At 56.7% G+C, this 23,979-nt stretch carries 25 protein-coding genes and 1 tRNA gene; 10 read left to right on the top strand and 16 right to left on the bottom strand.

The genetic code is table 11. The features are described 5' to 3' along the window. Positions 1 to 123 precede the first annotated feature (123 nt). A complete protein-coding gene (locus AC2FD8_RS10745; protein WP_475216016.1) occupies positions 124 to 396 on the top strand; it encodes a hypothetical protein in 273 nt (90 codons plus the stop codon). A 32-nt stretch (positions 397 to 428) separates the two neighbouring features. Here the strand turns inward: AC2FD8_RS10745 and AC2FD8_RS10740 are convergent, their stop codons facing one another. Beyond that, complete coding sequence (locus tag AC2FD8_RS10740; protein WP_496855963.1) at positions 429 to 1,976, bottom strand: helicase HerA-like domain-containing protein; 1,548 nt, start codon at positions 1,974 to 1,976, stop codon at positions 429 to 431. Positions 1,977 to 2,425: 449 nt separating this feature from the next. Between AC2FD8_RS10740 and AC2FD8_RS10735 the strand changes: the two genes are divergently transcribed. Continuing rightward, entirely contained in the window at positions 2,426 to 3,016 is a 591-nt protein-coding gene (locus tag AC2FD8_RS10735; protein ID WP_496855961.1) for an invasion associated locus B family protein, read from the top strand. Between the two features lie 76 nt (positions 3,017 to 3,092). Here AC2FD8_RS10735 and AC2FD8_RS10730 read toward each other — a convergent pair whose 3' ends face one another. From AC2FD8_RS10730 to AC2FD8_RS10715, 4 genes are read right to left on the bottom strand one after another with little or no spacing between them, the layout of a single operon-like run. Then, positions 3,093 to 4,301, bottom strand: a complete 1,209-nt coding sequence (locus tag AC2FD8_RS10730; protein ID WP_496855959.1) for a beta-ketoacyl-[acyl-carrier-protein] synthase family protein — start codon at positions 4,299 to 4,301, stop codon at positions 3,093 to 3,095. A gap of 9 nt (positions 4,302 to 4,310) precedes the next feature. Next, positions 4,311 to 4,568, bottom strand: coding sequence for an acyl carrier protein (locus AC2FD8_RS10725; RefSeq protein WP_170373697.1), 258 nt, complete (start codon positions 4,566 to 4,568; stop codon positions 4,311 to 4,313). A gap of 32 nt (positions 4,569 to 4,600) precedes the next feature. Beyond that, positions 4,601 to 5,692 (bottom strand): UDP-3-O-(3-hydroxymyristoyl)glucosamine N-acyltransferase, encoded by a 1,092-nt coding sequence (gene lpxD / locus AC2FD8_RS10720; RefSeq protein WP_496855957.1) that lies wholly within the window; start codon positions 5,690 to 5,692, stop codon positions 4,601 to 4,603. Between the two features lie 37 nt (positions 5,693 to 5,729). Next, a complete protein-coding gene (locus tag AC2FD8_RS10715) occupies positions 5,730 to 7,334 on the bottom strand; it encodes a L,D-transpeptidase family protein (RefSeq protein WP_496855955.1) in 1,605 nt (534 codons plus the stop codon). A gap of 357 nt (positions 7,335 to 7,691) precedes the next feature. On the opposite strand from AC2FD8_RS10715, the gene mepK reads away from it, so the two are divergent. Next, positions 7,692 to 8,261 (top strand): peptidoglycan L,D-endopeptidase MepK, encoded by a 570-nt coding sequence (gene mepK, locus AC2FD8_RS10710; RefSeq protein WP_496855953.1) that lies wholly within the window; start codon positions 7,692 to 7,694, stop codon positions 8,259 to 8,261. Positions 8,262 to 8,659: 398 nt separating this feature from the next. Continuing rightward, positions 8,660 to 9,241, top strand: coding sequence for a hypothetical protein (locus tag AC2FD8_RS10705; RefSeq protein ID WP_496855951.1), 582 nt, complete (start codon positions 8,660 to 8,662; stop codon positions 9,239 to 9,241). 112 nt (positions 9,242 to 9,353) lie between these two features. On the opposite strand, the gene AC2FD8_RS10700 is transcribed toward AC2FD8_RS10705, so the two are convergent. The 9 genes from AC2FD8_RS10700 to iscR form a co-directional block, all read right to left on the bottom strand. After that, a tRNA-Arg gene (locus AC2FD8_RS10700) sits at positions 9,354 to 9,430 on the bottom strand. A 66-nt stretch (positions 9,431 to 9,496) separates the two neighbouring features. Beyond that, positions 9,497 to 10,717, bottom strand: coding sequence for a cysteine desulfurase (locus tag AC2FD8_RS10695; protein ID WP_496855949.1), 1,221 nt, complete (start codon positions 10,715 to 10,717; stop codon positions 9,497 to 9,499). An 11-nt stretch (positions 10,718 to 10,728) separates the two neighbouring features. Next, entirely contained in the window at positions 10,729 to 11,289 is a 561-nt protein-coding gene (locus tag AC2FD8_RS10690; protein WP_496855947.1) for a Yip1 family protein, read from the bottom strand. Beyond that, positions 11,286 to 11,771, bottom strand: a complete 486-nt coding sequence (locus AC2FD8_RS10685; protein ID WP_496855946.1) for a YIP1 family protein — start codon at positions 11,769 to 11,771, stop codon at positions 11,286 to 11,288. Before AC2FD8_RS10685 ends, AC2FD8_RS10690 begins: the two co-directional genes overlap by 4 nt. Before the next feature lies 1 nt (position 11,772). Continuing rightward, entirely contained in the window at positions 11,773 to 13,053 is a 1,281-nt protein-coding gene (gene sufD, locus AC2FD8_RS10680; RefSeq protein ID WP_496855944.1) for a Fe-S cluster assembly protein SufD, read from the bottom strand. Then, positions 13,053 to 13,808: a Fe-S cluster assembly ATPase SufC gene (gene sufC / locus AC2FD8_RS10675; RefSeq protein WP_496855943.1), complete on the bottom strand. Its 756-nt coding sequence runs from the start codon at positions 13,806 to 13,808 to the stop codon at positions 13,053 to 13,055. The genes sufD and sufC overlap by 1 nt, the downstream gene beginning before the upstream one ends. Positions 13,809 to 13,880: 72 nt before the next feature. Then, positions 13,881 to 15,401 (bottom strand): Fe-S cluster assembly protein SufB, encoded by a 1,521-nt coding sequence (gene sufB / locus AC2FD8_RS10670; RefSeq protein WP_496855941.1) that lies wholly within the window; start codon positions 15,399 to 15,401, stop codon positions 13,881 to 13,883. 18 nt (positions 15,402 to 15,419) lie between these two features. Continuing rightward, positions 15,420 to 16,463: a cysteine desulfurase family protein gene (locus AC2FD8_RS10665; protein WP_496855939.1), complete on the bottom strand. Its 1,044-nt coding sequence runs from the start codon at positions 16,461 to 16,463 to the stop codon at positions 15,420 to 15,422. A gap of 51 nt (positions 16,464 to 16,514) precedes the next feature. After that, positions 16,515 to 16,973 (bottom strand): Fe-S cluster assembly transcriptional regulator IscR, encoded by a 459-nt coding sequence (gene iscR / locus AC2FD8_RS10660; RefSeq protein ID WP_496855938.1) that lies wholly within the window; start codon positions 16,971 to 16,973, stop codon positions 16,515 to 16,517. A 175-nt stretch (positions 16,974 to 17,148) separates the two neighbouring features. Between iscR and AC2FD8_RS10655 the strand changes: the two genes are divergently transcribed. From AC2FD8_RS10655 to AC2FD8_RS10630, 6 genes are all read left to right on the top strand, one after another. Continuing rightward, positions 17,149 to 17,802 carry an alpha/beta hydrolase gene (locus AC2FD8_RS10655; RefSeq protein WP_496855936.1) on the top strand — a complete coding sequence of 218 codons (654 nt, stop codon included), beginning with the start codon at positions 17,149 to 17,151 and terminating at the stop codon, positions 17,800 to 17,802. Beyond that, positions 17,802 to 18,047: a hypothetical protein gene (locus AC2FD8_RS10650; RefSeq protein WP_496855934.1), complete on the top strand. Its 246-nt coding sequence runs from the start codon at positions 17,802 to 17,804 to the stop codon at positions 18,045 to 18,047. Before AC2FD8_RS10655 ends, AC2FD8_RS10650 begins: the two co-directional genes overlap by 1 nt. Further along, a complete protein-coding gene (locus tag AC2FD8_RS10645) occupies positions 18,044 to 19,201 on the top strand; it encodes an HD domain-containing protein (RefSeq protein WP_496855932.1) in 1,158 nt (385 codons plus the stop codon). The genes AC2FD8_RS10650 and AC2FD8_RS10645 overlap by 4 nt, the downstream gene beginning before the upstream one ends. A gap of 374 nt (positions 19,202 to 19,575) precedes the next feature. Then, positions 19,576 to 19,911 (top strand): SMR family transporter, encoded by a 336-nt coding sequence (locus AC2FD8_RS10640; protein WP_170487184.1) that lies wholly within the window; start codon positions 19,576 to 19,578, stop codon positions 19,909 to 19,911. A gap of 76 nt (positions 19,912 to 19,987) precedes the next feature. Further along, complete coding sequence (gene typA / locus AC2FD8_RS10635) at positions 19,988 to 21,805, top strand: translational GTPase TypA (RefSeq protein WP_496855930.1); 1,818 nt, start codon at positions 19,988 to 19,990, stop codon at positions 21,803 to 21,805. Positions 21,806 to 22,094: 289 nt separating this feature from the next. Next, positions 22,095 to 22,625 (top strand): hypothetical protein, encoded by a 531-nt coding sequence (locus AC2FD8_RS10630; RefSeq protein ID WP_496855928.1) that lies wholly within the window; start codon positions 22,095 to 22,097, stop codon positions 22,623 to 22,625. 103 nt (positions 22,626 to 22,728) lie between these two features. Here AC2FD8_RS10630 and AC2FD8_RS10625 read toward each other — a convergent pair whose 3' ends face one another. Together AC2FD8_RS10625 and AC2FD8_RS10620 are read right to left on the bottom strand one after the other, a co-directional pair. Continuing rightward, on the bottom strand, positions 22,729 to 23,352 hold the full coding sequence (locus AC2FD8_RS10625) for a transglutaminase-like cysteine peptidase (protein ID WP_496855926.1): 624 nt from the start codon (positions 23,350 to 23,352) through the stop codon (positions 22,729 to 22,731). A 339-nt stretch (positions 23,353 to 23,691) separates the two neighbouring features. Beyond that, entirely contained in the window at positions 23,692 to 23,979 is a 288-nt protein-coding gene (locus tag AC2FD8_RS10620) for a DUF1330 domain-containing protein (protein WP_496855924.1), read from the bottom strand.

The raw sequence follows: 23,979 nt of genomic DNA, 5'->3' as shown, positions 1-23,979 counted from the left end.
GGCGCGGCTTCTTGATTTTTAAAGAGGTTTCTGAGTACACGGGACTACCGCTCATTGTCCGGAACCAAAGGGTCCGGCCTATGCTCAGAATAAACCCGACCGATCTTTGCGATCATACGCACTATGAGAGTATCCGACTTGACCAAGAAAACACTGATCACCAAAGCCGTTGTGATGCTGCCAGTTCTGGCCGCGTTGACGGCCTGTATTCCGTCGCCCGAAGACCTTGAGACCACACCTGTTCAGGTCAACACTCCGCAGGGCGTCGTGACCTGTCAGCTTTACCGTCATGATCGTGTGACCTGGGACCGTGCGATTGACTTCCCGGCCACCAAGATGTCGGTGAAACAGGCGGATGCCTATTGCCGTCAGGAAGGCCAGCGTCGTCTGAAGTAAGCCGGTTGGCGCCCTGTGCTGGGCGCCTCCGATCAGCGATTTCGGAACAACCCGCCCAGAATACCCCGCACGATGCGACGGCCGGTTGTTCCCTTCAGCTCTTTGATGACGGCTTCACTCATCGCCGTTGCAAAAGTGTCTTTCTTACGCACGACCCGAGAGGTTGATCGCCCAACCCGGCTGCCCGAGTACCTCCGAGCCGAGCTATATTCACGCTCCATCGGGGTCTGTTGTTCGATGATCTCTTCCGCCTCGGCAGCCTCGGCCTGTTTGGCGGCAGCCTCAGCGCGGGCTTGCAGGATTTCAAAAGCGGATTTCCGGTCAACCGACGTGTCATATTTCGCCGCCATCGGAGAGGCTTGCAGCACCCCCTTACGCTCGGCATCCGAAATCGGCCCAAGCTGCGACCCGGGCGGGCGAATCAGCGTTCGCTCGACAATCCCCGGCACGCCTTTCTTCTGCAGCATCGAGGTCACGGCCTCACCAACGCCCACCTCGCGGATCGCTGCCTCGGTATCGAAGGCGGGATTCTCGCGGTAGGTTTCCGCCGCCATACGCAGGTTCTTGCGGTCCCGCGCGGTAAAGGCGCGCAGCGCGTGTTGAACCCGGTTGCCAAGCTGTCCCAGAATATCTTCGGGTATGTCGGCAGGGTTCTGCGTGATGAAATATACCCCAACCCCTTTTGAGCGGATGAGGCGCGCGACCTGCTCGACCTTGTCGACCAGAACTTTGGGCGCATCGTCAAACAGAAGATGTGCTTCGTCGAAAAAGAACACCAGCTTGGGCTTCTCCGGATCGCCGACCTCGGGCAATTCTTCGAACAGCTCACTCAGCAGCCACAGCAGGAACGTGGCATAAAGCCGAGGCGCGCCCATCAGCTTGTCCGAGGCCAGTATGTTCACCATCCCCTGCCCGTTTTCGTCCGTTCGCATCAGATCGGCCAGATCCAGCGCCGGTTCTCCGAACAGGTTGGTGCCCCCCTGATTCTCCAACACCAGAAGACGACGCTGGATGGCTCCGATAGAGGCGGTTGAGACATTGCCGTAGCGCAGAGACAGCTGTGCCCTGTTCTCGCCAATCCAGACCAGTAGCGCCTGCAGGTCCTTGAGATCCAGCAGCGGCATGCCCTCTTCATCGGCCACCCGGAACGCGATGTTGAGAATCCCTTCCTGCGCCTCGCTCAACTCCATCAGACGCGACAGCAGCAGAGGCCCCATTTCGGTAACAGTGGTTCGAACCGGGTGTCCCTTTTGGCCGAACAGGTCCCAGAACGTGACCGGACATGCGGCATAGGAAAAATCGTCAAAGCCGATCCGTTCCGCGCGTTCCATGAAAGCCTGATGCAACTTGTGGGTGTCACTGCCTGCCATGGCCAATCCAGAAAGGTCACCTTTGACATCTGACAGGAAAACCGGCACGCCTGCTTGCGAAAACCCTTCGGCCAGGATTTGCAGCGTCACCGTCTTGCCGGTGCCTGTGGCCCCTGCGATCAGCCCGTGGCGGTTTGCATATTTCAGCGTCAATCCTTGCGGCGTTCCATACCCGTCGCCTGCACCGCCCAGAAATATATCTTTACCCATGTAATCGCTGCCTTTTTTCACTGATCCGCAACCAGCATACAAACTTAACCTTTGGCTGCCATAGTCTATTCGTTCCCTTTGTGGCCCCCGGTTGCGAAGGGGGCACTTCCTCCCTGTCGACTGGCCGTGCCTTCGGGCACGGCTTTTTTCCAAAAAGTCAGCGGTTTTAGGACTGTGCTGATAAGTACATTAAAATTTCGCGATAGCGGTTGACCACTGCTTTCGCCTTTCGTAACGTCTGCGCATAAATAAGTCGGCCAGTCCGACGGGGAGAAAAAATTGGAAAAGGGGGCTGCTCCACCAGCCCTCTTTTCTTATTTCGGGAATGGTTCCCAAGCGGGGTTTGGCCCAAGAAATCGCTCACATTGATCTCAGCCATTCGGTTAACGACTGACAGCCGCGACGAAGGATGCTAGACGAGGCAAAACGAACAGCAAACCGAGGCATTCATGTTCAAGAAACTCCTCTCGTTCAACACTCTGGCAGCCGTTTTGATGTGCGGTGCGGTCAGCGCGCAGGAAACGACCTCCGAAGGCTCTGGTGCCGATGTGGGCGCAGGCCTTGACCTGGGACAATCGGGCCCGCGTGTGGGTGAACAATTTGTCAAAGAACAATCCGGGGATTGGGACGTATCCTGCATCAAGGCGCAGGAGGGCGAAGATCCCTGTGCAATCGTTCAGGTTCTGAACGGTCCTCAGGGTGATCCGATTGCCGAAGTGTCCATAGGCAAGCTGCCCGAAGGCGGAGCAGCCGTTGCATGGGCCAATGTGATCGTTCCGTTGGAAACTCTGCTACAGGCGCAACTGGCCTTGTCGATCGACGGTGCGCCGCGCAAACTGTACAATTACCACCATTGTCTGCCCGTTGGCTGCGTTGCGCAGCTGGGTCTCAGCCAGGGTGACATTGACGCGATGAAGGCGGGCAGTAAAGCGATCTTCTCGCTGGTTCCGGCACGCTTCCCCGATCAGGTTCTGACAATGGATATGTCTTTGTCGGGCTTCACTTCGGCGTTTGACGGGTTGGCCGTTAACGTCAACTAAATCGTTTCAGGTTTAACCCGAAACGCTATAGGATTTGAGATCGCCGCCGCAGTTTTGTGGCGGCTTTTTTCTGCGGTCAGACGCTTTTGAGCGCCAGGACCGCATTCAACCCGCCAAACGCAAACGCATTGCTGAGCGCCACGTCAACCTTGGCTTCACGTGCGACGTTTGGCACCACGTCCAGCGCGCATTCCGGGTCGGGTTCTTCATAGCCGATGGTGGGCGCGATCACGCCGTCCCGCAGCGCCATGATACAGGCCAAAAGCTCCACCGCTCCGGTGCCTCCGATCAGATGGCCATGCATGGATTTGGTCGATGAGATCATCAAATCATCCGCATGCGGTCCAAAAACATCCGCCACGGCAGCACATTCCGTTTTGTCATTGGCGGCGGTTCCCGTGCCATGAGCATTGATATAGCACACATCACTGGCGTTCAGCTTTGCATCCACCAGCGCGCCCGACATTGCCCGCGCCGCGCCCTGCTTGCTGGGCATCACGATATCCGTCGCGTCCGAGGACATGGCGAATCCCGCAACTTCGCACAGGATATCTGCTCCGCGCGCGCGGGCGTGTTCGTATTCCTCGAACACAAAGATACCGGCTCCTTCGCCCTGCACCATCCCGTTGCGGTTGGCGCTGAAAGGTCGGCAGGCATCCTTTGACATCACGCGCAGACCTTCCCACGCCTTGACGCCGCCGAAACACAGCATGGATTCCGATCCACCCGTGATCATCGCAGGCGCGGCACCGCTGCGCACCATCTGAAACGCCTGCGCCATGGCGTGGTTCGAAGACGCGCAAGCCGTCGAAACCGTAAAACTGGGGCCCTTCAGGTTATGCTCCATCGAGACATGGCTGGCGGCCGCGTTGTTCATCAGCTTGGGCACCACAAAGGGATGCACCCGGTTTTTGCCGTCCTCATAGACCGAGCGGTAGTTGTCATCCCAGGTCGAGACCCCCCCGCCTGCGGTGCCAAGAACTACACCGGATCGCGCGGCAAGTTCGCCGTGGAACTGAATGCCGGACTGGTCGATCGCCTCTTTCGCAGCAGTCAGCGTGAACTGCGTAAACCGATCATAGAGAGACATTTGCTGGCGGTTAAAACGCCCTTCGGCCTCAAACCCCCTTACCTGACCGCCGATCTTGATCGCCAGACGGTCAACATCGCGGAATTCCAGGTTTGAGATTCCACAACGCCCTTCGCGCATGGCCTCAAGCGTGTCGGGGACCGAATGGCCCAGCGAATTGATGGTGCCCGCGCCGGTAATGACAACCCGTTTCATCACTCCGGGTCAGACCTTTTCCGACACAAGCTGTTCGATGCCGGCAATGATCGCGGCCACGTTCGAGATGTCGAAATCATTGGCCTCGGGTTCGTTGGCGTTGAAGGGAACCGAGATGTCGAACTCTTCCTCGATGGCAAAGATGCTTTCGACCAGACCCAGACTGTCGATACCCAGATCCGCAAGAGTGCTGTCGGGTGTAACATCCGATGGCTCCAGAACGGCCTGCTCTGCAATGATTGCGATGACGCGGTCGCTGATGCTCATGTTGATCCCCTGGCTATCAATCTGAGGATGATTTAATCGCTCCGAGGCTGTTTGGAAACAGCCTTTTTCAGTGCCTCGACGTCGCGGGCCAAACGAGGCAACCGGCGCTGCGCCTTATACATCTCGGTATGGGTTTCCATCTTGACGCTTGGATAGCCCATGATCACCCGACCGGCCGGCACATTGGACAGGATCTTGCTGCCGCCCGCTGCGATCACACCGTCGCCGATGAAAATATTGTCGACCACACCGGTCTGGCCGCCGAGAACCACATTATTCCCGATATCGACCGAGCCAGAGACGCCGGTTTGTCCGCACAGAAGACAATCGCGCCCGACGCGCGTGTTGTGACCCACATGCACAAGGTTATCGAGCTTCGATCCATCGCCAATCCGCGTGTTCCGAATGGTGCCGTTATCAATGGTGCAGTTCGAGCCGACCTCGACATCATCGCCGATTTCCACCGCACCCAGAGAATGAATGCGCAGCCAGCTTTGCGCTTTTGCATCGCCCTGATCGCCCAACGTCTTGCGTGCGTTTTCAGCACCGGAAACCTCAGGAGTAACAAAGCTGAACCCGTCGGCGCCGATACGCGCCCCGGGTTGGGCAATGAAGCGATCTCCGATTTGCGCGCGGGCACCAATGCTAACCATTTCGCGCAGCAGGGCCTGCTCACCCAGCACCACGTCCATTCCGATCGTACAGTGTGGGCCAATCACCGACCCCGCGCCAACCTTTGCCCGTGCGCCGATAACGGCCAGCGGACCGATCGAGGCACCCTCGCCAATTTCAGCAGTCGGGTCGATAACGGCCGAGGGGTGAATGCCCACCTCAACACCCTGCCCCCGATCCAGCATTGCCGTGATACCTGCCATTGCCATTCGGGGACGCGTGACAAAGATCGCAGCGCGCAGGCCCATTGCCTGCCAATCCGCGCCTTCCCACAGCACCGCGGCACGAGCCTCGCCGCCTGAAAGCGTTTCGGCATATTTGGGGGACATTGCCATCGCCAGATCGGTTGGTCCGGCATCACCCGGTTCAGCGGCACGCAGAATTGTCAGGTCTGTCTCACCCTGACATTCGGCCCCAAGGCTATCTGCGATCTGTTGGATGGTGAACTGCATGGCGGGCGTCCTCTTGGGTAGGAATGACCCTGAGTGCTTACCCCTGAACGTCCGGCAGGGCCACCCCTGCCTTTTGCAGCGCGTCCCAAATCTTGGCATCGCGTTTATAGACGTCGCGACGATACTGAACATCGCCCTTCGGGCCGACATAGGCGGTGCGATAGATCAGATGGACCGGCACTTTCTTGTCCAGCTTCACAGTCGTTTCCTTGCCAGTATTCAACACGCGGTGAAAGAACGCTTTTGGATCCTCTTCCTGCTTGGCCAGCAGCGCATAGGCGAAATCGAAGGGTTGCGCCAGTCGGATACATCCATGCGAGAAGGCTCGCACCTCACGCGCGAACAGAGATTTCTGAGGCGTATCATGTAGATAGATGTTGTACTTGTTGGGGAACATGAACTTCACCAGCCCCAGCGCATTGCTTTTGCTGGGGGGCTGACGCATAGCGAACGGAAAGTTGCGTGCGGTGAACTGGGTGAAATCGACAGCACCCCGATTGACCTGACGACCACTGCGGTCCGTGATCTGGATATGGCCCACCGCGTTCGGGTTCGATTGCAGTTTGGGCAGGTATTCCTTGGTGATGATCGAGCGTGGCACATACCAGCTTGGATTGATCACCATATGCTCCATCTCGTCCGAGAATTCAGGGCTCCGGCGATCATGCACGTTCTTGCCGATCACGGCACGGGTCTCAAAGGTGACCAGCCCGTCATCCACGATCGTGGCTGAGAAGTCGGCCTGATTAACCAGAACATGCCGCTCGCCCCGTTCGCGTGGCAGCCAGCGTTCACGCTCCAACGCGACATAGACGGCTTTCAGCCGGTCCGAGGCTGGTCGGTTCAACTCGGTAATCGTTCCCTGCCCGGCCACACCGTCCGAGGCCAGCCCATGCGCTGTTTGAAACGCTTGAACGGCCCCTAGAAGGGCGTCATCAAAATCCGGGCTGGCTGTGGGTTTGAGGTAGCCCATGGCGACCAACCGGTTGCGCAGCTTGATCACATTCGGGCCAGCATCGCCGTATTCCAGTTTGGACACCGGAACAGTCGGCCCCCAACCTCCCTGGCTGATCAGGTTTTCCAGTGCGATCTTTTGCTTCATCAAAGCGCGATACTGGGCCGTTTGCGGGATCAGAGTTTCAAAATACGCCGCACCTTGCGCGCTGAGCGCCTTCAGATGCTGGTTTGCATCAAGCCGTTCAACTTTCCGCACCAAACCGTCGTCAATACTGGCTGGGCGCAACGCTCCAGAGTGGATATCGTCTGCGTAAGTCAGAAAAACACGGGTCAGCTCAGCCTCGACCGTGCCCATGTCACGAACCGAGCGCGCCTCAGACATCTGATCGAGCAACGCCTGAACGTCATACGCAGCAGGCAATCCATGGCGCTCGATCTCGGACAGGGCTTTGATCAACGCCGCCCGGCGTTTGGCGTGTTCTGGCGTCTCTCCGACCCACAAAGGCGCAAAGCCATTGTTGCGGTAAAACTCGGCAATCTGATCAGAGGCAGAGGTATTTTCAGCAACCGCCATCCGAAAAGCCGTGTTCGATCCCTCGCCTGACGACGCGTTCGCCATAGAGGCCGTCGCCAGAAAACAGGCGGTAAAAACAAAACTTGTACTGGTCCGTAACACTGAGAGCATGGGATGGCCTTGGTTCTTCAATAACTTATGCGATGCTAGCTGTCGTTTTATTTATATATGGTTTTCAGTCATTGGCCTTGTCTATTCACAAATACCTTACTTATTTCCTTCTTTTACACCCTGATGCGCGTTTGCATCTACCCGATGCCGAAAACCCTCAGTTGCTGAATAAAATGACTCATTTGCATCATCTGCGCAAAAAACTGCCGAAAATTCCCCCTGACAAAGGTGTATTTCAAAGACTTCTTGGCCCACGAATCCAACTGTGCCATACATTCGCCATCTGGGATGGGAAAATATTAAGACAGTGCACGTAACATCGTGCGCAGGCAGGAACAGTACGGGACGACAAGAAAAATGACCAAGAGCAGTACTTCGGGTATTACCCGTCGTGCCCTTCTGGGCGCATTTGCGGCAACGGCCGTGGCGGCAGCACCGACTTATTCCAACGCAGCAGGGTTTCTTCGTGGGGGTGGCGATATCCGCCGCATCCGCATGTATTCCGGTCGCACGGGTGAGCGGATTGATATGGTTTACTGGGTTGACGGCAAATATATCAAAGACGCCGTGAAAGAGGTGAACCACTTCATGCGCGACTGGCGTACCGACCAGGTGAAGTCCATGGATTTGCGCACAATCGACATCATGGCCGCATCGCACAACCTTCTGAACGCTGATGAGCCTTATATGCTCCTGTCGGGGTATCGCTCACCGCAGACCAACGCGATGCTGCGGTCCAAATCGCGCCGGGTGGCGCGGAAATCGCTGCATATGCAAGGACAGGCGGCTGACCTGCGCCTCGCGTCCCGCTCGGTTTCGCAGATGGCCAAGGCGGCCATGTCCTGCCGTGCAGGCGGTGTTGGGCAATACTACCGTTCGAACTTCGTCCATATGGATTGCGGCATCGTCCGCACGTGGCGCGGCTAGGCCGTACTTCAATCGAATGCGATAGTGCATGGCAGGCCGATTGGTCTGCCCTTTATCGTGTAAAGCTCGTCCTCGATCGGTAGTACAATTGCCTACCCACTCCCGCTGATTTGCAGAGCATAGCCGCGCCGTTTGAACCTCGCGAACCCGGTTTGGTTAAGGTGGGTAGCATGTCTGCGGCCCTGAAGTGTCTTACACTGTGAAAATCCGTCATTGAGGATTCAAAAATTACGTCGCTTCGGGTTAAACCTGCGACACGAATACCCTGCCATGCTTTCAGCGTTCTCGGGACATTCGTGTCACTTGATGATTCAGGAAAAACCCGAAACGCTTTAGTCGGTTATTGAGCAGATTAATTGCGCCAGCCCGAAGACTACGCTGATCGTAAAGGAAAAAAGATGTTCATCGATGGAGACGGAAATAAGCGCTTTGTAGGTGACATCCGCGAAACCAAGCCACTCAAAACCGGCAAGGAAAAAAGCTACTTGAGCCTTACAGTCCTGACTTTCTGGTTTGATTTGAACACCAGAACAGTTCGGACAGATCGCGGCAACGTTTTCTTACATGAGTATGAATCCTATGATCGAGATGCACCTGGGTTTGTGTTCATTCTACATATTGAGGGGCGCTCAATCGCCTTTTCCAAGTCATCCAAGCAAAGGTTGATGCTTGCGTCGAGTGATCGCGAGGATGGATCAAGGTACTGGGAGTTTGGGCATATTGGTGCGCAATATGAAAACCTAGCCAAAGTCCTGACCAGACCACATCTACAAACCTTTAAAATGACGAACGCAAGACAGTTTGCGAACGCGATACAGCAAGAGTTTGCGCTCACATTGGTCGAAGATATTCTTTCACATTTCATGGGCAATTGGTTGGGACTTGCGCATGGCAACGAGCAATCTGCCGATGTTGTTTTCACCGAAGAGCTTAAACAAAAAATAGCGCGTGGAGACTTCGTGGAAAGCGCAAGGAAATGAGGTGAGGCGCGAACCGTCTGACGGAAGTTGAACCGACATCGGACAAGCAATGCGTCGCTCATCAAAGTGAGCATCCATGTTAATTTCAGTATCCAAATTTTTTAGATTTGTATGGCGCACCTGAGAGGATTCGAACCTCTGGCCTCTGCCTTCGGAGGGCAGCGCTCTATCCAGCTGAGCTACAGGTGCCTTGGCCGTTAGCTAACCTTGTTCCGAGCCGGGTGCAACTGGAAAACTGTCCGGCTCGGCCGAGATTTAGGCAAAGAGATCATGCGCCAGTTCAAGCGCGTCGATCAGGGTGTCGACCTCATCCGTGGTGTTGTAGAGGCCAAAACTGGCGCGGCAGGTGGCCGTCACCCCGAGGTGATCCATCAAAGGACCGGCACAATGGTGACCAGCGCGAACCGCGACGCCTTTCTTGTCGAGAATCGTCGAGACATCATGCGCGTGCCCTGCCCCATCCAGCGTGAAGCTGAAGATCGCGGCCTTGTCCGGCCGTGTACCCTGAACCTGTAGCCAGTTCAGGCCGGTCAAACGCTGCATGGCATAATCGCGCAGACCCGCCTCGTGGCTGGCGATGTTCTCCATCCCCAGATCCATCATGTAGTCCAACGCGACGCCGAGACCGATGGTTTGGACGATGCCGGGCGTACCAGCTTCGAATTTCATCGGTGGATCATTGTAAATGACCTGATCCTTGCTGACCTCTTTGATCATGTCACCGCCGCCGATGAAGGGGCGCATTTCGGCCATGCGTTCGGATTTGATATAGATCGCGCCGGAACCGGATGGACCGTAAAGCTTGTGCCCGGTGATGGCATAGAAATCACAGCCGATATCCTGCACGTTGACCGGCATGTGAACCGCGCCTTGGCTGCCATCGACCAGAACCGGAACGCCTTTGGCATGCGCGCCTGCGGTGATGGCCTTGACGTCGACAACAGTGCCCAAAACGTTTGAACATTGCGTGACCGCGACCAGCTTGGTTTTGGGGCCGATTGCGTCAATCACGGCTTGCGGTTCAAGCCCGCCATCCGCATCGACATCGACCCATTTCAACACCACACCCTGACGCTCGCGCAGGAAATGCCAGGGCACGATGTTGGCGTGGTGCTCCATCACGCTGAGAACGATCTCATCCCCGGCCTCAAGCCGGGGCATGGCCCAGCCATAGGCGACCAGATTGATCCCCTCGGTCGTGCCAGAGTTCAGGACAATCTCATCCTCATCCACAGCCCCCAGAAAACGCGCAACGGTGCCGCGAACGGACTCGTATTTTTCGGTCGCGAGGTTCGAGAGGTAGTGTAGCCCGCGATGCACGTTGGAGTATTCCTCGGCATAGGCGCGCGTTACGGCGTCAATCACAACCTGAGGTTTCTGCGCCGACGCGCCATTGTCCAGATATGTCAGGGGTTTGCCGTTCACCTGCCGCGACAGGATCGGGAAATCAGACCGGATTTTCTGCACATCATACATGAGAGAACTTTCTAGACAGGACCCAACGGGTTGAGAAATAGGACAAAAGGTACCGCCAGCAACGCCGTCAACAAAATGACACCAAAGGACTTGCCCAGCGACCCAAACTTATGCGCCTCATTCAGGAAATGAAGCGTTATGTAGAGGCTATAGATCGCCGTTGCCAGGATCAGAGGGGCCATAAAGGTGATCGCAACCAAGCTCAGCGCCAAGGTCGCGACCAATGCGACAATTTGCAGAAACTGAAGCCAGATCGTCAGGATCATCAGATCTTCGAAACGGCCCGTCCCACCTAAAAAGCGCCCGACATAGAGAAAGGCCAGAATGCTGAACAGCATACTTCCGGCGGATCGGATCAAAACAACTGGGACAGATTGGGATACCGTTGGGCCACCTGATGCGGCGATGGACAGATCTATGCCCAATTGCGCAATGCAATTGAGGACAACGGCCAGAAAGAACGCCAGCCACAGAACCTCTCGCCCCGGTTTGAGGTCCAAAATCTGTCGCGCCGCTTCGGCAGGTTTTCTGAGCGTCAGGCTCGCCAATGGGCCCAGTGGGGGGATAGTCATTCAGCCGACCTTTGTGCTTGTCGCAATCCGGATAACCAGAACCAGACAAAAACGGCAACCCAAATCAATCCGACCAAAGTTTGTGTCGGACCGGGGCCAATGAACCCGGCGACCAGCCCGTTCAGCAAAACCAAAGGCGCCGAGGACAGGAGCGCCCAGAACAATGCCAGTCTGGCGCCATAGGCACTGCCCTGCCCGCCCACCAGACGCGCGGCCCAATGTGACACCAGGGCCAGCGTGTAGAAGAACAAGGGCAGTATAAAGACCGAGCCCAACAACGCTCCGCCCAACAGCATGTTCAACTCGACCTGCTCAAGATGCGCACGGCGCGCAAGGCTGGGCATCTGCGCAATGAACGCAACAATGCAAAAGCTCATGACGAAGATCAGCGCCCGGTCTTCGCGCGGCCCCATATCCAGAAGCCGGCGCACAACGCGCCCCGGCCCCCGGTATGTGGCAACGATATCTGATGAGACCGGCATATCAGCTGTGACGCGAAAGCCAGCCTTCCAGACGGGTCACGATCTCTTCGGCCAGTGTCTCGTCCTCGATCTCCTCCACCGCCTCGGCAAGGAAAGCCAGCGTCAGCATGTTGGTGGCGTCCTTCGTTGGAACCCCGCGCGAGCGCAGGTAGAACAAAGCGGTCTCGTCAATCGCGCCCGAGGTCGACCCGTGTGAACAGGCGACGTCATCGGCATAGATTTCAAGCTCGGGCTTGGCGAGGAACTGGCTGTCATCGTCCAGCAAAAGTGACTGGCTGATCTGGTAGCCATCGGTTTTCTGCGCGCCTTCCTTCACAAGGATCTTGCCCTGGAAAACGCCTGTCGCGCCGTTGCGCAGCACCTTCTTGAACACCTGACGACTTTCGCAATTTACCGCGTCATGGGTGACAAAAACGGTATCGTCGTGGTGAAAGTCACCGTCCCCGACGCAAGCACCGGCCACATGGGCCACGGCATCGTCACCGGTCAGTTCAACCACCTGCTCGTTACGGGTCAGCACACCATTGGCTGTCAGAGTGAACGACTTGTAGGTCGATTCCTGACCGAGGCGCGTAAACATGTGGGTCACGGCCCGACGTTCATGATCGCGGCCCTGCGCCCGTACGTGGTGCAAGGTTCCGTTGTCGGCGATGTCGATTTCCATACATTTGTTAAAGCGCGACGCGGCGGGACCGACCTCGAGAATCGTGGCTTCGGCACCACTTTCAACGCGGACCACATGGTGCAGGATGGCATCGGAATCTTCGGATTCGTGACGGTATACCAGATTGATCGGTTTCGACGGTTTGCCGGTTACATGGATGGCCACGCCGTCGGTCGCGAACGCGGTGTTCAAAGCAGCCAGAGGGCGCTCTACCGGCGTCTGGCCCCGCTCCTCTAGCTTGCCATACAGATCTTTGGCCCAGTGGATGTCCTTGCAGCAGATATCTTCCAGCCGGTCGATCTTGACCCCTTCAAGGCTCAGATCATCCGAGGCCTCGGCGTCGTACACGCCATCGACAAACACGATCTGCAGCCGATCGACATCGTTGAACACCATCGACTCGCCCGATTCGAAAATGGCGGCCTTAGGCGCGTCGGTCGAGACCAGCGTATCCGGACGTGTATACTTCCAGTATTCATCGCGCCGACTGGGCAGCCCCATTTCGCGTACGCGGGCCAAAGCCCCTTGGCGCGCGGCCTTGGTGCAGCCCGGATCAGGCATCGTCAACGACGCCAGACGCTCTTCGGTTGCGGTCTGTTTTGCTTGCGGTAAAGCCATCAGTTCACCTCGGCAAGAATGTCAGAGTAGCCGTTGTTTTCAACTTCCAGCGCCAACTCGGGACCGCCCGATTTCACGATGCGGCCATTGGCCATGATGTGAACGACATCCGGTTTGATATGGTCCAGCAAGCGCTGATAGTGGGTGATGACCAAGAAACCACGCCCCTCATCCCGCAGCGCGTTCACGCCTTCCGAGACCAGCTTCATCGCATCCACGTCGAGGCCCGAGTCGGTCTCGTCCAGAATGCACATTTTGGGCTCCAGCATCGCCATCTGCAGGATTTCGTTGCGCTTTTTCTCACCACCCGAGAAGCCGACATTGACCGGACGCTTCAGCATATCCGCGTCGATCTTCAGAGATTTCGCCTTTTCGCGCACAAGCTTCAGGAAGTCCGCGGCCGAAAGCTCCTCTTCCCCGCGCGCTTTGCGCTGCGCGTTCACAGCGGTGCGCAGGAAGGTCATGTTGCCAACGCCCGGGATCTCAACCGGGTATTGGAACGCGAGGAACACACCGGCTGCGGCACGCTCTTCCGGCTCCATTTCAAGCAGGTCCTCACCGTCCAGAGAGGCAGAACCTTCGGTGACTTCATAGCCATCACGCCCCGAAAGCACATAGCTGAGCGTCGACTTGCCCGAGCCGTTCGGCCCCATGATCGCATGCACCTTACCGGCCTCAACCGTCAGGTCCACACCTTTGAGGATTTGTTTGTCTTCTTCTTCAAGCTTTACGTGCAGGTTCTTGATTTCCAGCATTTTTAGTCCTTTTGCGTATCGCAAGAGGGCGCACGGCCCCCGCGTAAATTCTGATTTCAGAGGAGCTTGGGCTTAACCCACAGACCCTTCAAGCGAGATGGCCACCAACTGCTGGGCCTCCATCGCAAATTCCATCGGCAGCGCCTGCAGCACGTCCTTGCAGAACCCGTTGACAACCAGCGCCACGGCCTCTTCCTCATCCATGCCACGTTGACGGCAGTAGAACAGCTGATCGTCGTCCACCTTCGAGGTCGTCGCCTCGTGTTCAACGCGCGAGGAGTTGTTCTTGACCTCGATATAGGGAACCGTATGCGCCCCGCATTTGTCGCCAATCAGCAAGCTGTCACACTGGGTGTAGTTGCGGCTGTCTTTGGCCTTCGGGTGCATAGAAACCAGCCCACGATAGGTGTTCTGCGCTTTACCCGCGCTGATACCCTTGGAGACGATGCGCGACTTGGTGTTCTTGCCCAGGTGAACCATCTTGGTGCCGGTGTCGGCCTGCTGATAGTTGTTGGCAATCGCGATCGAGTAGAACTCACCCTGGCTTTCCTCACCACGCAGGATGCAGGACGGGTATTTCCAGGTTACGGCCGAGCCGGTTTCGACCTGCGTCCACATCACCTTGGAGCGATCCCCACGGCAGTCGGCACGCTTGGTCACGAAGTTGTAGATGCCGCCTTTGCCGTTCTCATCCCCGGGGAACCAGTTCTGAACGGTTGAATATTTAACCTCGGCGTCTTCTTCGATGATGATCTCGACCACAGCCGCGTGCAGCTGTGCGGTGTCGCGCTGCGGTGCGGTGCAGCCTTCCAGATAAGACACGTACGAGCCCTTATCAGCGATGATCAGGGTCCGTTCGAACTGGCCGGTGTTTTCCGCGTTGATACGGAAATAGGTGCTCAGCTCCATCGGGCAGCGGACACCCGGCGGAATGTAGACGAACGAGCCATCCGAGAACACAGCCGAGTTCAGCGTGGCATAAAAGTTGTCCGACACCGGAACCACGGTGCCCAGATATTTCTTCACCAGTTCAGGATGCTCTTTGATTGCTTCCGAGATCGAGCAAAAGATCACGCCGGCCTTTTTCAACTCGGCCTGAAAGGTCGTGCCAACAGAAACCGAGTCGAACACGGCATCGACGGCCACTTTGCGGCCTTCGGCGGGCATATCTTCGGCGCCTTCGACACCAGCCAGAATCATTTGTTCTTTCAGGGGGATGCCCAGCTTTTCATAAGTAGCCAGAAGCTTGGGATCGACCTCATCCAGGGATTTGGGTTTCTCTTCCATGGATTTCGGACGGGCATAGTAATACTGGTCCTGAAAGTCGATCTCAGGATAGTTGACCATGGCCCATTTCGGCTCTTCCATCTTGGTCCAGCGCTCGAAGGCCGACAGACGCCATTCGGTCATCCATTCAGGCTCTTCGTTCTTTTCCGAGATCAGCCGAACGATATCAGGGTTCACGCCTTTGGGCGCGTATTCCATCTCGATCTCGGTTTCCCAGCCGTATTTATAAGTGCTGACCTCGCGCACCGCATCCACGGTTTCCTGATCGACACCCTCTTTTACCTGGGTCTGGTCCAAAGCGGCCATTGTTTACCCTCCGTCAGATCACGCGGCCCGCGCGCGATGCTTTTTCTCTTTCTCAAGCCACGTTTCGGCGAAACGCAGCACATCTTCCTTGGTAGTCCGAGGTCCCAGCGAAACGCGGATTGCGCTGGCTGCTGTCCCCTCATCAAATCCCATCGCGGTCAGAACAGCGCTGGCGCGAACCTTTCCGCTTGAACAGGCCGAGCCCGCACTGACCGCAAAACCAGACAGGTCCATCTGCATGACCTGCGTTTCACCCTTCCAACCAGGTGACGCGAAACATGACGTGTTCGGCAGGCGAGTCTGGTCTTTCCCGACAAAAATAGGTGATCTTTCACCAGCCTCAAGAGCGTTTTCTAGAATATTTCTAAATTCCTCGACCTGCTCCCAAACACCATTGGCGAGATCTTTGGCAGCCGCTTCAGCAGCGGCCCCGAACCCCGCGATTCCAATGACATTTTCGGTTCCAGATCGCCGCCCCATCTCTTGCCCGCCACCCTTGATCTGAGCAGGCAGATCCGTGCCGCGTTTCATCACGATGGCTCCGATCCCCTTTGGGCCACCCAGTTTATGCGCAGACACCAGCGCCATCTGAACGTCCATCCAGTTGAACGCAATCGGCAGCTTGCCGAACGCCTGAGTCGCATCGGTCACCGCAAGCCCCTTGGGCAGCGTCTGAACAATACCCGTTTCCGAGTTCGCAACCTGCAGTGTCGCGTTTGCCGGATCGGACAGAGCGACCAACCCGTCAGAAGAAACCGGGATATCCTCAGTAATCCAAGACCTTATCGCGTCATGCTCAATAGACGTGCCGTGAATTTTCCGGCCAGACAGAGCCAATGCAGCCCCCTCGGTTGATCCCGAAGTAAACACAATATCCGCACCATCCGCCCCAAAGGCCGAGGCCACCTGTGCCCGTGCGCGTTCGATCAAAGCCTTCGCCGCCCGCCCCTCGGCATGGACCGAGGATGGGTTTCCGCAGACATCCATCGCCGCAACCATCGCGTCCCGTGCTTCGGGTCGCAAAGGCGTGGTGGCGTTATGATCGAGATAAACGCGATTCATGGAGTCATCTTTTCCCGGATATTTCTGAAACTTGTACTCAGAGGCTACGGATCACTCATCCACAACAGCAAACAGGCTCGGAACCGCAGGACAGGGCGCGAGGTCATTCTTGATCACGTCCGACAGGCGGGTCTGGTGCAGGAACACATAGACATGAGCGCTGAGGCTTTCCCAAAGCCGGTTTGTCAGGGATTGCGCCCGGCTGCCCGAGGACGCACCCGTAGCACCGGCCCCTTTGGTCAACGCATCCACCGTCTCATCGACGGCCGACAGAATCTCGACCACACGAATCTCGGAGGGCTGCCGCGCAAGGCGATATCCTCCCCCCGGACCTCGGGTCGAGGTCACAAGCTCGGCGCGACGCAGTTTGACGAACAACTGCTCAAGATACGGCAGCGAGATATCCTGCCGTTCCGAGATTTCACCCAGTGTCACGATCTTGTCCGAGGGCTGCAGCGCAATGTCCGCCAGCGCCACCATGGCATACCGGCCCTTTGTCGACAGCTTCATTGTCAATTCCCTTCGGCACGTTGGACGCGAAATCATTGACGCCGCCGCCGCCAGTGCGTATCTCCGACTGACAGCGCGTTGCGCAGGATATCACATTTAGAACCGTTCTAAGGTGCCCAACGAATACAGTCAAGTATTTCCCGGCGCCCAAGATAAAGACAGGACCAAAGCACACATGCCCGAGGTGATTTTTCCCGGACCCGAAGGCCGCCTGGAAGGCCGTTACCACCCGCAAAAGGAAAAAGACGCACCGATCGCCATCGTGCTTCACCCGCATCCTCAGTTCGGCGGGACCATGAACAACAAGGTGGTCTATAATCTGCACTACGCGTTTTACAACATGGGATTCACCGTGTTGCGATTCAACTTCCGCGGTGTAGGCCGCAGCCAGGGTGAATATGACCAGGGCGTAGGCGAGTTGAGCGATGCCGCATCAGCGCTCGATTACCTGCAGTCGATGAACAACAACTCCAAGCATTGCTGGGTTGCCGGCTTCTCGTTCGGTGCATGGATCGGAATGCAGTTGCTGATGCGACGCCCGGAAATCACCGGTTTCATCAGCGTGTCGCCCCCGGCGAATATGTATGACTTCTCGTTCCTCGCCCCCTGCCCGTCTTCGGGTCTGATCATCAACGGCTTGTCCGACCGCGTGGCGCCTCCGGCGGATACAACCGCACTGGTCAACAAGCTGCATGAGCAGAAGGGCATCACCATCACGCATAATGAGGTCGAAGGCGCGGACCATTTCTTCCAGGATCAGCACATGGACACGCTGATCACCGATGTCAGCGACTATGTGAAACGCCGCCTGACCGAGACTACGCGCTGATGACAAACACCATCAATACCCTCGCCGCCAAACTGGCCGAGGATACATTGAAGGTCATGGACGAAACCGGCGATGACCGGTTTTACATGGAGGTCGGCAACTTGCTGGCGGCCTCCTCCCAATCTCTGGAAGAGGCTTTTCTGACAGAAATCCGCGTACGCCTGTCGGAACGTCAGGCCCGCCAATTCGTGATCAAACGTCTGACGGATCACCGCTCCAAGCTGAAAGCGATTGAAAAACAATGAATGAACGACTGTCCGCGCAAATCGCGTTTCTGAAACAGGCGGACAGGTTGAAAACGGTGGATCGGGCAAACACCCTACTGGATCAGTCTCGCCCGGAAAACTCTGCAGAACATAGCTGGCATCTGGCGCTTTGGGCGCTGGTCATGGGGCCTCTGGCCGGGCCGGATGTGTCAATTGATCGCGTCATCCGCATGTTGTTGCTGCATGATTTGGTTGAGATCATTGTGGGCGACCACCCAATCCATCTGGAGACCGACTGGCAGAGCGTTGCCAAGGCCGAACATGCCGCCGCATTGGATTTGTTCGGTTTATTGCCGCCGGACCAGACCCAGGGTTTTCTGGATCTATGGACGGAATTCGAAGCCGACCAGACGCCTGACGCCAAGTTCGCCAAGATGCTCGACCGGTGTCAGCCTCTGTTTCAGGTGTTGTATGCCTCGCCCAAACGGCCTGACCATATCGAGATCGCGCGCGAGAATCTGGCGACGGGACGTGCGGCCTATCTGTCTGAGGCGCTGCCTCAGGCCTATGAACACGCAGCTGCATTGTTGGCCGATGCGCCGACCGAGGATAACAGCTTTACCCAACGGCTGGCGTTTCTGGTTGAGGCGGATCAGTTGAAATCCGTCATGCGTGCGTCGCGCCTGATGGCAACGGACCGGTTCGAAAACTCGGCCGAACATTCGTGGCACATCATGCTGTACGCATGGGTTCTTGTCGAACATGCCGAAGCTGAGGTTCAGTTGGACCGAGTCCTGCGAATGCTACTGCTGCACGATATCGTCGAGATCGACGCCGGAGACCACCCAATCCACGGTCAGGTCGATCACACCGCACAAGCCGCAAAGGAAGAGGCCGCAGCGCGGCGGTTGTTCGGCCTACTGCCCCAAGATCAAACGCAGGCGTTGTCCGATCTCTGGCACGAGTTTGAGAGCGCTAGCTCAGCCGATGCGCGTTTTGCCAAGGCCGTGGACCGGTTTCAAACCCCAGTTGCCAATCTTGAAACGGGCGGCGGCTCGTGGGTGGATTATGCCGTGACCTACCCTCAGATCGAAGCGCGGGTCCGGCCCGCCATAGAACGCGGTTCGCCCTTTCTTTGGAATTGGTTGCAACCGCAGCTGGCGGATTACTTCACGGTTTCAGCGAGTGGTTAGGCAAAAGAAAAAGGGCCCAAAACGGCCCTTTTCCCTGCTTGGATCTTCACTAACGCCAAAACTACAAAACAAAGAAACCAATTAACATTTGGGCTGCATCAAAATCGACGGACCCCCCGTCTGCAAGCCACCCTAGCGCCGCAATAAGAGTCGAAGCAAAAACGACGTATCTAGCAAAAACAGTCATTGAAAAACTCGAAAACAAATCAACAAATACTGTTCTGTTACTTACATAAATTTTGATCAGATCGTAGTCAGGTATACCCGACCTTTATCTTGTGGTGTCACGCGTCCAGGCAACCGAATGTGCTTGCCGTGGCAGCCTTTTTCATGTTGAGAATTCGCGCGTGATTTGCATGCACGAGGTTGAGATCATGCCCAAAGCCTACCTGATCCTGCTGATGGCCGTCTTTGCCGAAACCGTAGGTACAACGGCCTTGCAGGCAAGTCAGCAATTCTCGCGCTTCTGGCCTTCGGTTCTAGTCGTAGTCGGTTACGGGGTAGCGTTCTACCTGTTGGGGCTGACGTTGAAATACATGCCGGTGGGCATCGTCTATGCGATCTGGTCCGGGCTTGGGATTTTCTTCATCGCCATCATCGGCTTTGTGGTGTTCGGACAAAAGTTAGACTTATGGGCGGTTCTGGGGCTGGCCTTGATATTGGCCGGAATCCTGATCATTCATCTGTTTTCGAAGACCGCAGGTCACTGAACGCCGGTTTGGGCTGGTATATTGGGTCAAGCCGCGCTATGCGCCGGGCAACTTCCCGTTCAAAGGCTGACCTCTCATGGACCTGCGCAATATCGCAATCATCGCTCACGTTGACCACGGCAAAACGACCCTGGTGGATGAGCTGCTCAAACAATCCGGCGCGTTCCGGGAAAATCAGGCCGTGGCGGAACGCGCCATGGACAGCAACGATCTGGAACGCGAACGCGGCATTACCATTCTGGCCAAGGCGACCTCGGTCGAATGGAAAGGCACGCGCATCAACATCGTCGACACCCCCGGCCACGCCGATTTCGGTGGTGAGGTTGAGCGTATCCTCAGCATGGTGGATGGTGTTGTCCTGCTGGTTGATGCGGCTGAAGGCCCGATGCCTCAGACCAAATTCGTAACCTCCAAGGCGCTGGCACTGGGCCTGCGCCCCATTGTGGTCCTGAACAAGGTCGACAAACCCGATGCCGAACCCGATCGCGCGCTGGATGAGTGTTTCGACCTCTTCGCCAACCTCGGCGCGGATGACGATCAGCTGGACTTCCCGGCCATGTATGCCTCGGGCCGCTCAGGCTGGGCGGATATGGAGCTGGATGGGCCGCGCAAGGACCTGACCGCGCTGTTCGATCTGGTCGTGGATCACGTGCCTGCGCCGAAACAGGCTGAAAAGAAGGATGAGCCGTTCCGCATGCTCGCGACCACCCTTGGCAGCGATCCCTTCATCGGCCGCATCCTGACGGGTCGTGTGGAAAGCGGTACTCTGAAGGCGGGCGACAGCCTCAAGGCGCTCAGCCGCGATGGCGCGCTGATCGAGAATTTCCGCGCATCGAAAATCCTGGCCTTCCGTGGTCTGGCCCAACAGCCGATCGACGTAGCTGAAGCCGGTGACATCGTGACCATTGCAGGTATGAGCAAAGCCACCGTTGCGGATTCGCTGGTGGCGCCGCAGGTTGAAGAGGCCCTGCCCGCGCAACCCATCGACCCGCCGACCATCACTGTAACCTTCGGCATCAACGACTCGCCTCTGGCTGGTCGTGACGGCAAGAAGGTGCAATCCCGTGTGATCCGCGACCGTCTGATGAAAGAGGCGGAATCCAACGTCGCGATCCGTATCACCGACACACCGGGTGGCGAGGCGTTCGAAGTGGCCGGTCGTGGCGAATTGCAGATGGGCGTTCTGATCGAGAATATGCGCCGCGAAGGCTTCGAGCTCAGCATCTCGCGCCCGCAGGTTCTGTTCCGTGAGGAAGATGGTCAACGGCTGGAGCCAGTCGAAGAAGTCACGATCGACGTGGATGACGAATACTCGGGCGCTGTGATCGAAAAGATCACCGGTGCGCGCAAAGGTGAACTGGTCGAGATGCGCCCCGCCGGTGCCGGCAAGACCCGGATCATCGCCCATGTGCCATCGCGCGGATTGATCGGCTATCACGGAGAGTTCCTGACCGATACCCGCGGCACCGGCGTTCTGAACCGCGTGTTCCATGGCTGGGCCGCACATAAAGGTCAAATCCCGGGCCGCCGCGCAGGCGTTCTGATCTCGATGGAGAACGGCCAGGCCGTCGCTTACGCCCTGTGGAACCTCGAAGAGCGTGGCCGCATGTTCGTTGGCCCTCAGACCGATGTGTATCAGGGCATGGTGATTGGTGAGCATTCCCGCGACAACGATCTGGAAGTGAACCCGCTGAAAGGTAAGAAACTGACCAACGTGCGGGCCAGCGGCTCGGACGACGCTGTTCGCCTGACGCCTCACATTCAGTTCTCGCTGGAAGAAGCCATTGCCTATATCGATGACGACGAACTGGTCGAGGTGACGCCCAATGCCATCCGTCTTCGCAAACGATTCCTTGACCCGCATGAGCGGAAACGGATGTCGAGAGCCGGGTAAACAGGCGTTCTCGATTGGGAAACAATGCCATGTTTGTGACATTATTTCCTCAATCCTGAAAAATGATACTCTAGGAAAGGTCAGCCCTCGGCTGGCCTTTCTTATTGGTTTTACGTGATTTTAGCGATTTTCCTGGTCCTTTGGCAATCTCACCAAGTGGGCAGCAACTTGCAAGTTCGACCTTAAAAAGGTGTAATCTTGTCCAAAGTGTGACGTCGTTCATACAAGCAGGTTTGTTTTCCGTGCATAAGTTCGACGCAGAGATTAACGAGTACCGAGGAGTTCCATCATGGGCATCCATACCAGCAAACTAAAAGTAATCACCGCAGCCATTGCCCTTCAAATGGTAGGCGTTACAGCCGCACAAGCCGCTTGCACCGTTTCAACGGCACGACAGGCAGCAAGCTCGCCCGAGATCCTCTGCGAATGTGACGCCGTCACATCGGGCATGATCCGTTATATTCAGCGTCGTGCCGACTTCGGAAACTTCTTGGCCCGCACGGGTGCGGAATGCCCTCAACTTGCCGCGTTGCTTTCGGATTTGCCGACCGCATCCACAGGGTTCGCTGACCAAAGATCCGGTGATGGCAAACCTGATCCAACCGGAAATCCGGGTGGCCCGACTGGGGGTGGCGAAGGACCCGGACCTGAGGGAGAACCAAAGGGCGAACCCAAAGGTGAACCAAAGGGAGAGCCCAAAGGTGAACCAAAGGGAGAACCCAAAGGTGAACCAAAGGGAGAGCCCAAAGGTGAACCAAAGGGAGAGCCCAAAGGTGAACCAAAGGGAGAGCCCAAAGGTGAACCAAAGGCCGATCAGTAATAGAACTAATCGTCCTAGGCTTGTTCCTTCCGTCAGTTGAACAACATGGAAGATGAGGAAATGAAGCTCAGCAAATTTGCTGAGCTTCCAATGTCCAGACTTCTTAGCTGTTCCCGTAAACCCCAACCCAACGGCGCGGCTGTTTTGGGTCTTGCATCCTCAGAAACAGATAGCGGGTCGCCTTCCAAGGTTTGATGCTGTTGGTCAGGTTGTCCAGAACCAGATCGCCCTGAGCTGATCGATAGACCAGCACAGCATGTGCATTCCGACGCGTATCCAGAACGGTCGCAATCAAAAGCTTGCTGGGATCAATACCCGCTTTGATCAGATTGCGCTTTTTCAACAGAGCGAAATCTTCGCAATCGCCACCTCTTGTGGTCGGCAAGGCCCAAAACTCACGCTGGCGGTATTGCGATTGGTCCGTAATAGAACGGGTGGACGCATTGACCTGCAGATTCACTTTTTTGACGATCTGCATTTCCTGCTTGCTTGTCAACGATGCGACTTTTTGGCCCGAACAAGCCCAGCTGTACTGACGACAAAGCTGCTGAGCTCCGGATGGTGGCGGAGAGGTTGAGATGGCAGTGATGAAAGCCCCCTCGGATGCTTGCGCCGCCGAAGTGGCAAAGAACGACGTCAGGACCAGAGCACAAACCCCAACCGAGCGCCCTGAAAAACGGGCGACCGACCGAAGACCCGCCGAAATACCTACTGCCGAATTTGTCATGCCCGTTCCTCAATCCAAGTTTGTCCGCGTCATTGCGGCCAATCTGGGTGTCGAAGTTTTCCGACTTTAACCGCAAGAGGCTCTGCTGACGCAATCAAGGTTTAGGATCAGGGGTAAAAAAGGCGGAAATTCGTCACAATCCAAGGCGATTTCGCGCAAGAAATGAGGGCATCGCGCCACATTTGTGTCGGGCCTTAAAGGCGAAGACACCGTAAGCGATTGTTTCAACGGTATTTTTATGAAATTGCAGCCCCCAAGGGATACGTGGAAGCCGCGCTGGCTTCCATGTGCTGATTTTCGCCGAGATCGCCAGTCAGTCCCGGCCGAACCGGCTGATTCTCAATCCGTGATCTCGACGACAACCAGTTCGCGTTCGCTTGCGCCTCGGGCGTGATCAAGCGCTTTTTGGTACTCGGCAGAGTTGTAGCACTCGACTGCGGCCTCTACCGACGGGAAACGCGCGACCACGTTGCGCGGGCGTTCTTTCCCCTCAAGCTGCACATAACGCGCCGCACGCGCGATGAACTCTCCGCCATGCTGAGCGATTGCAGGGCCAGCCAGCTCAGCGTATTTTCCATAGGCCTCGGTGTCGGTCACCGTAACATGTGCAATCCAAAGAGCAGCCAT

It is taken from the genome of Ruegeria sp. YTSC192 (assembly GCF_059609705.1).
This window is presented reverse-complemented; position numbering and strand designations above follow the sequence as displayed.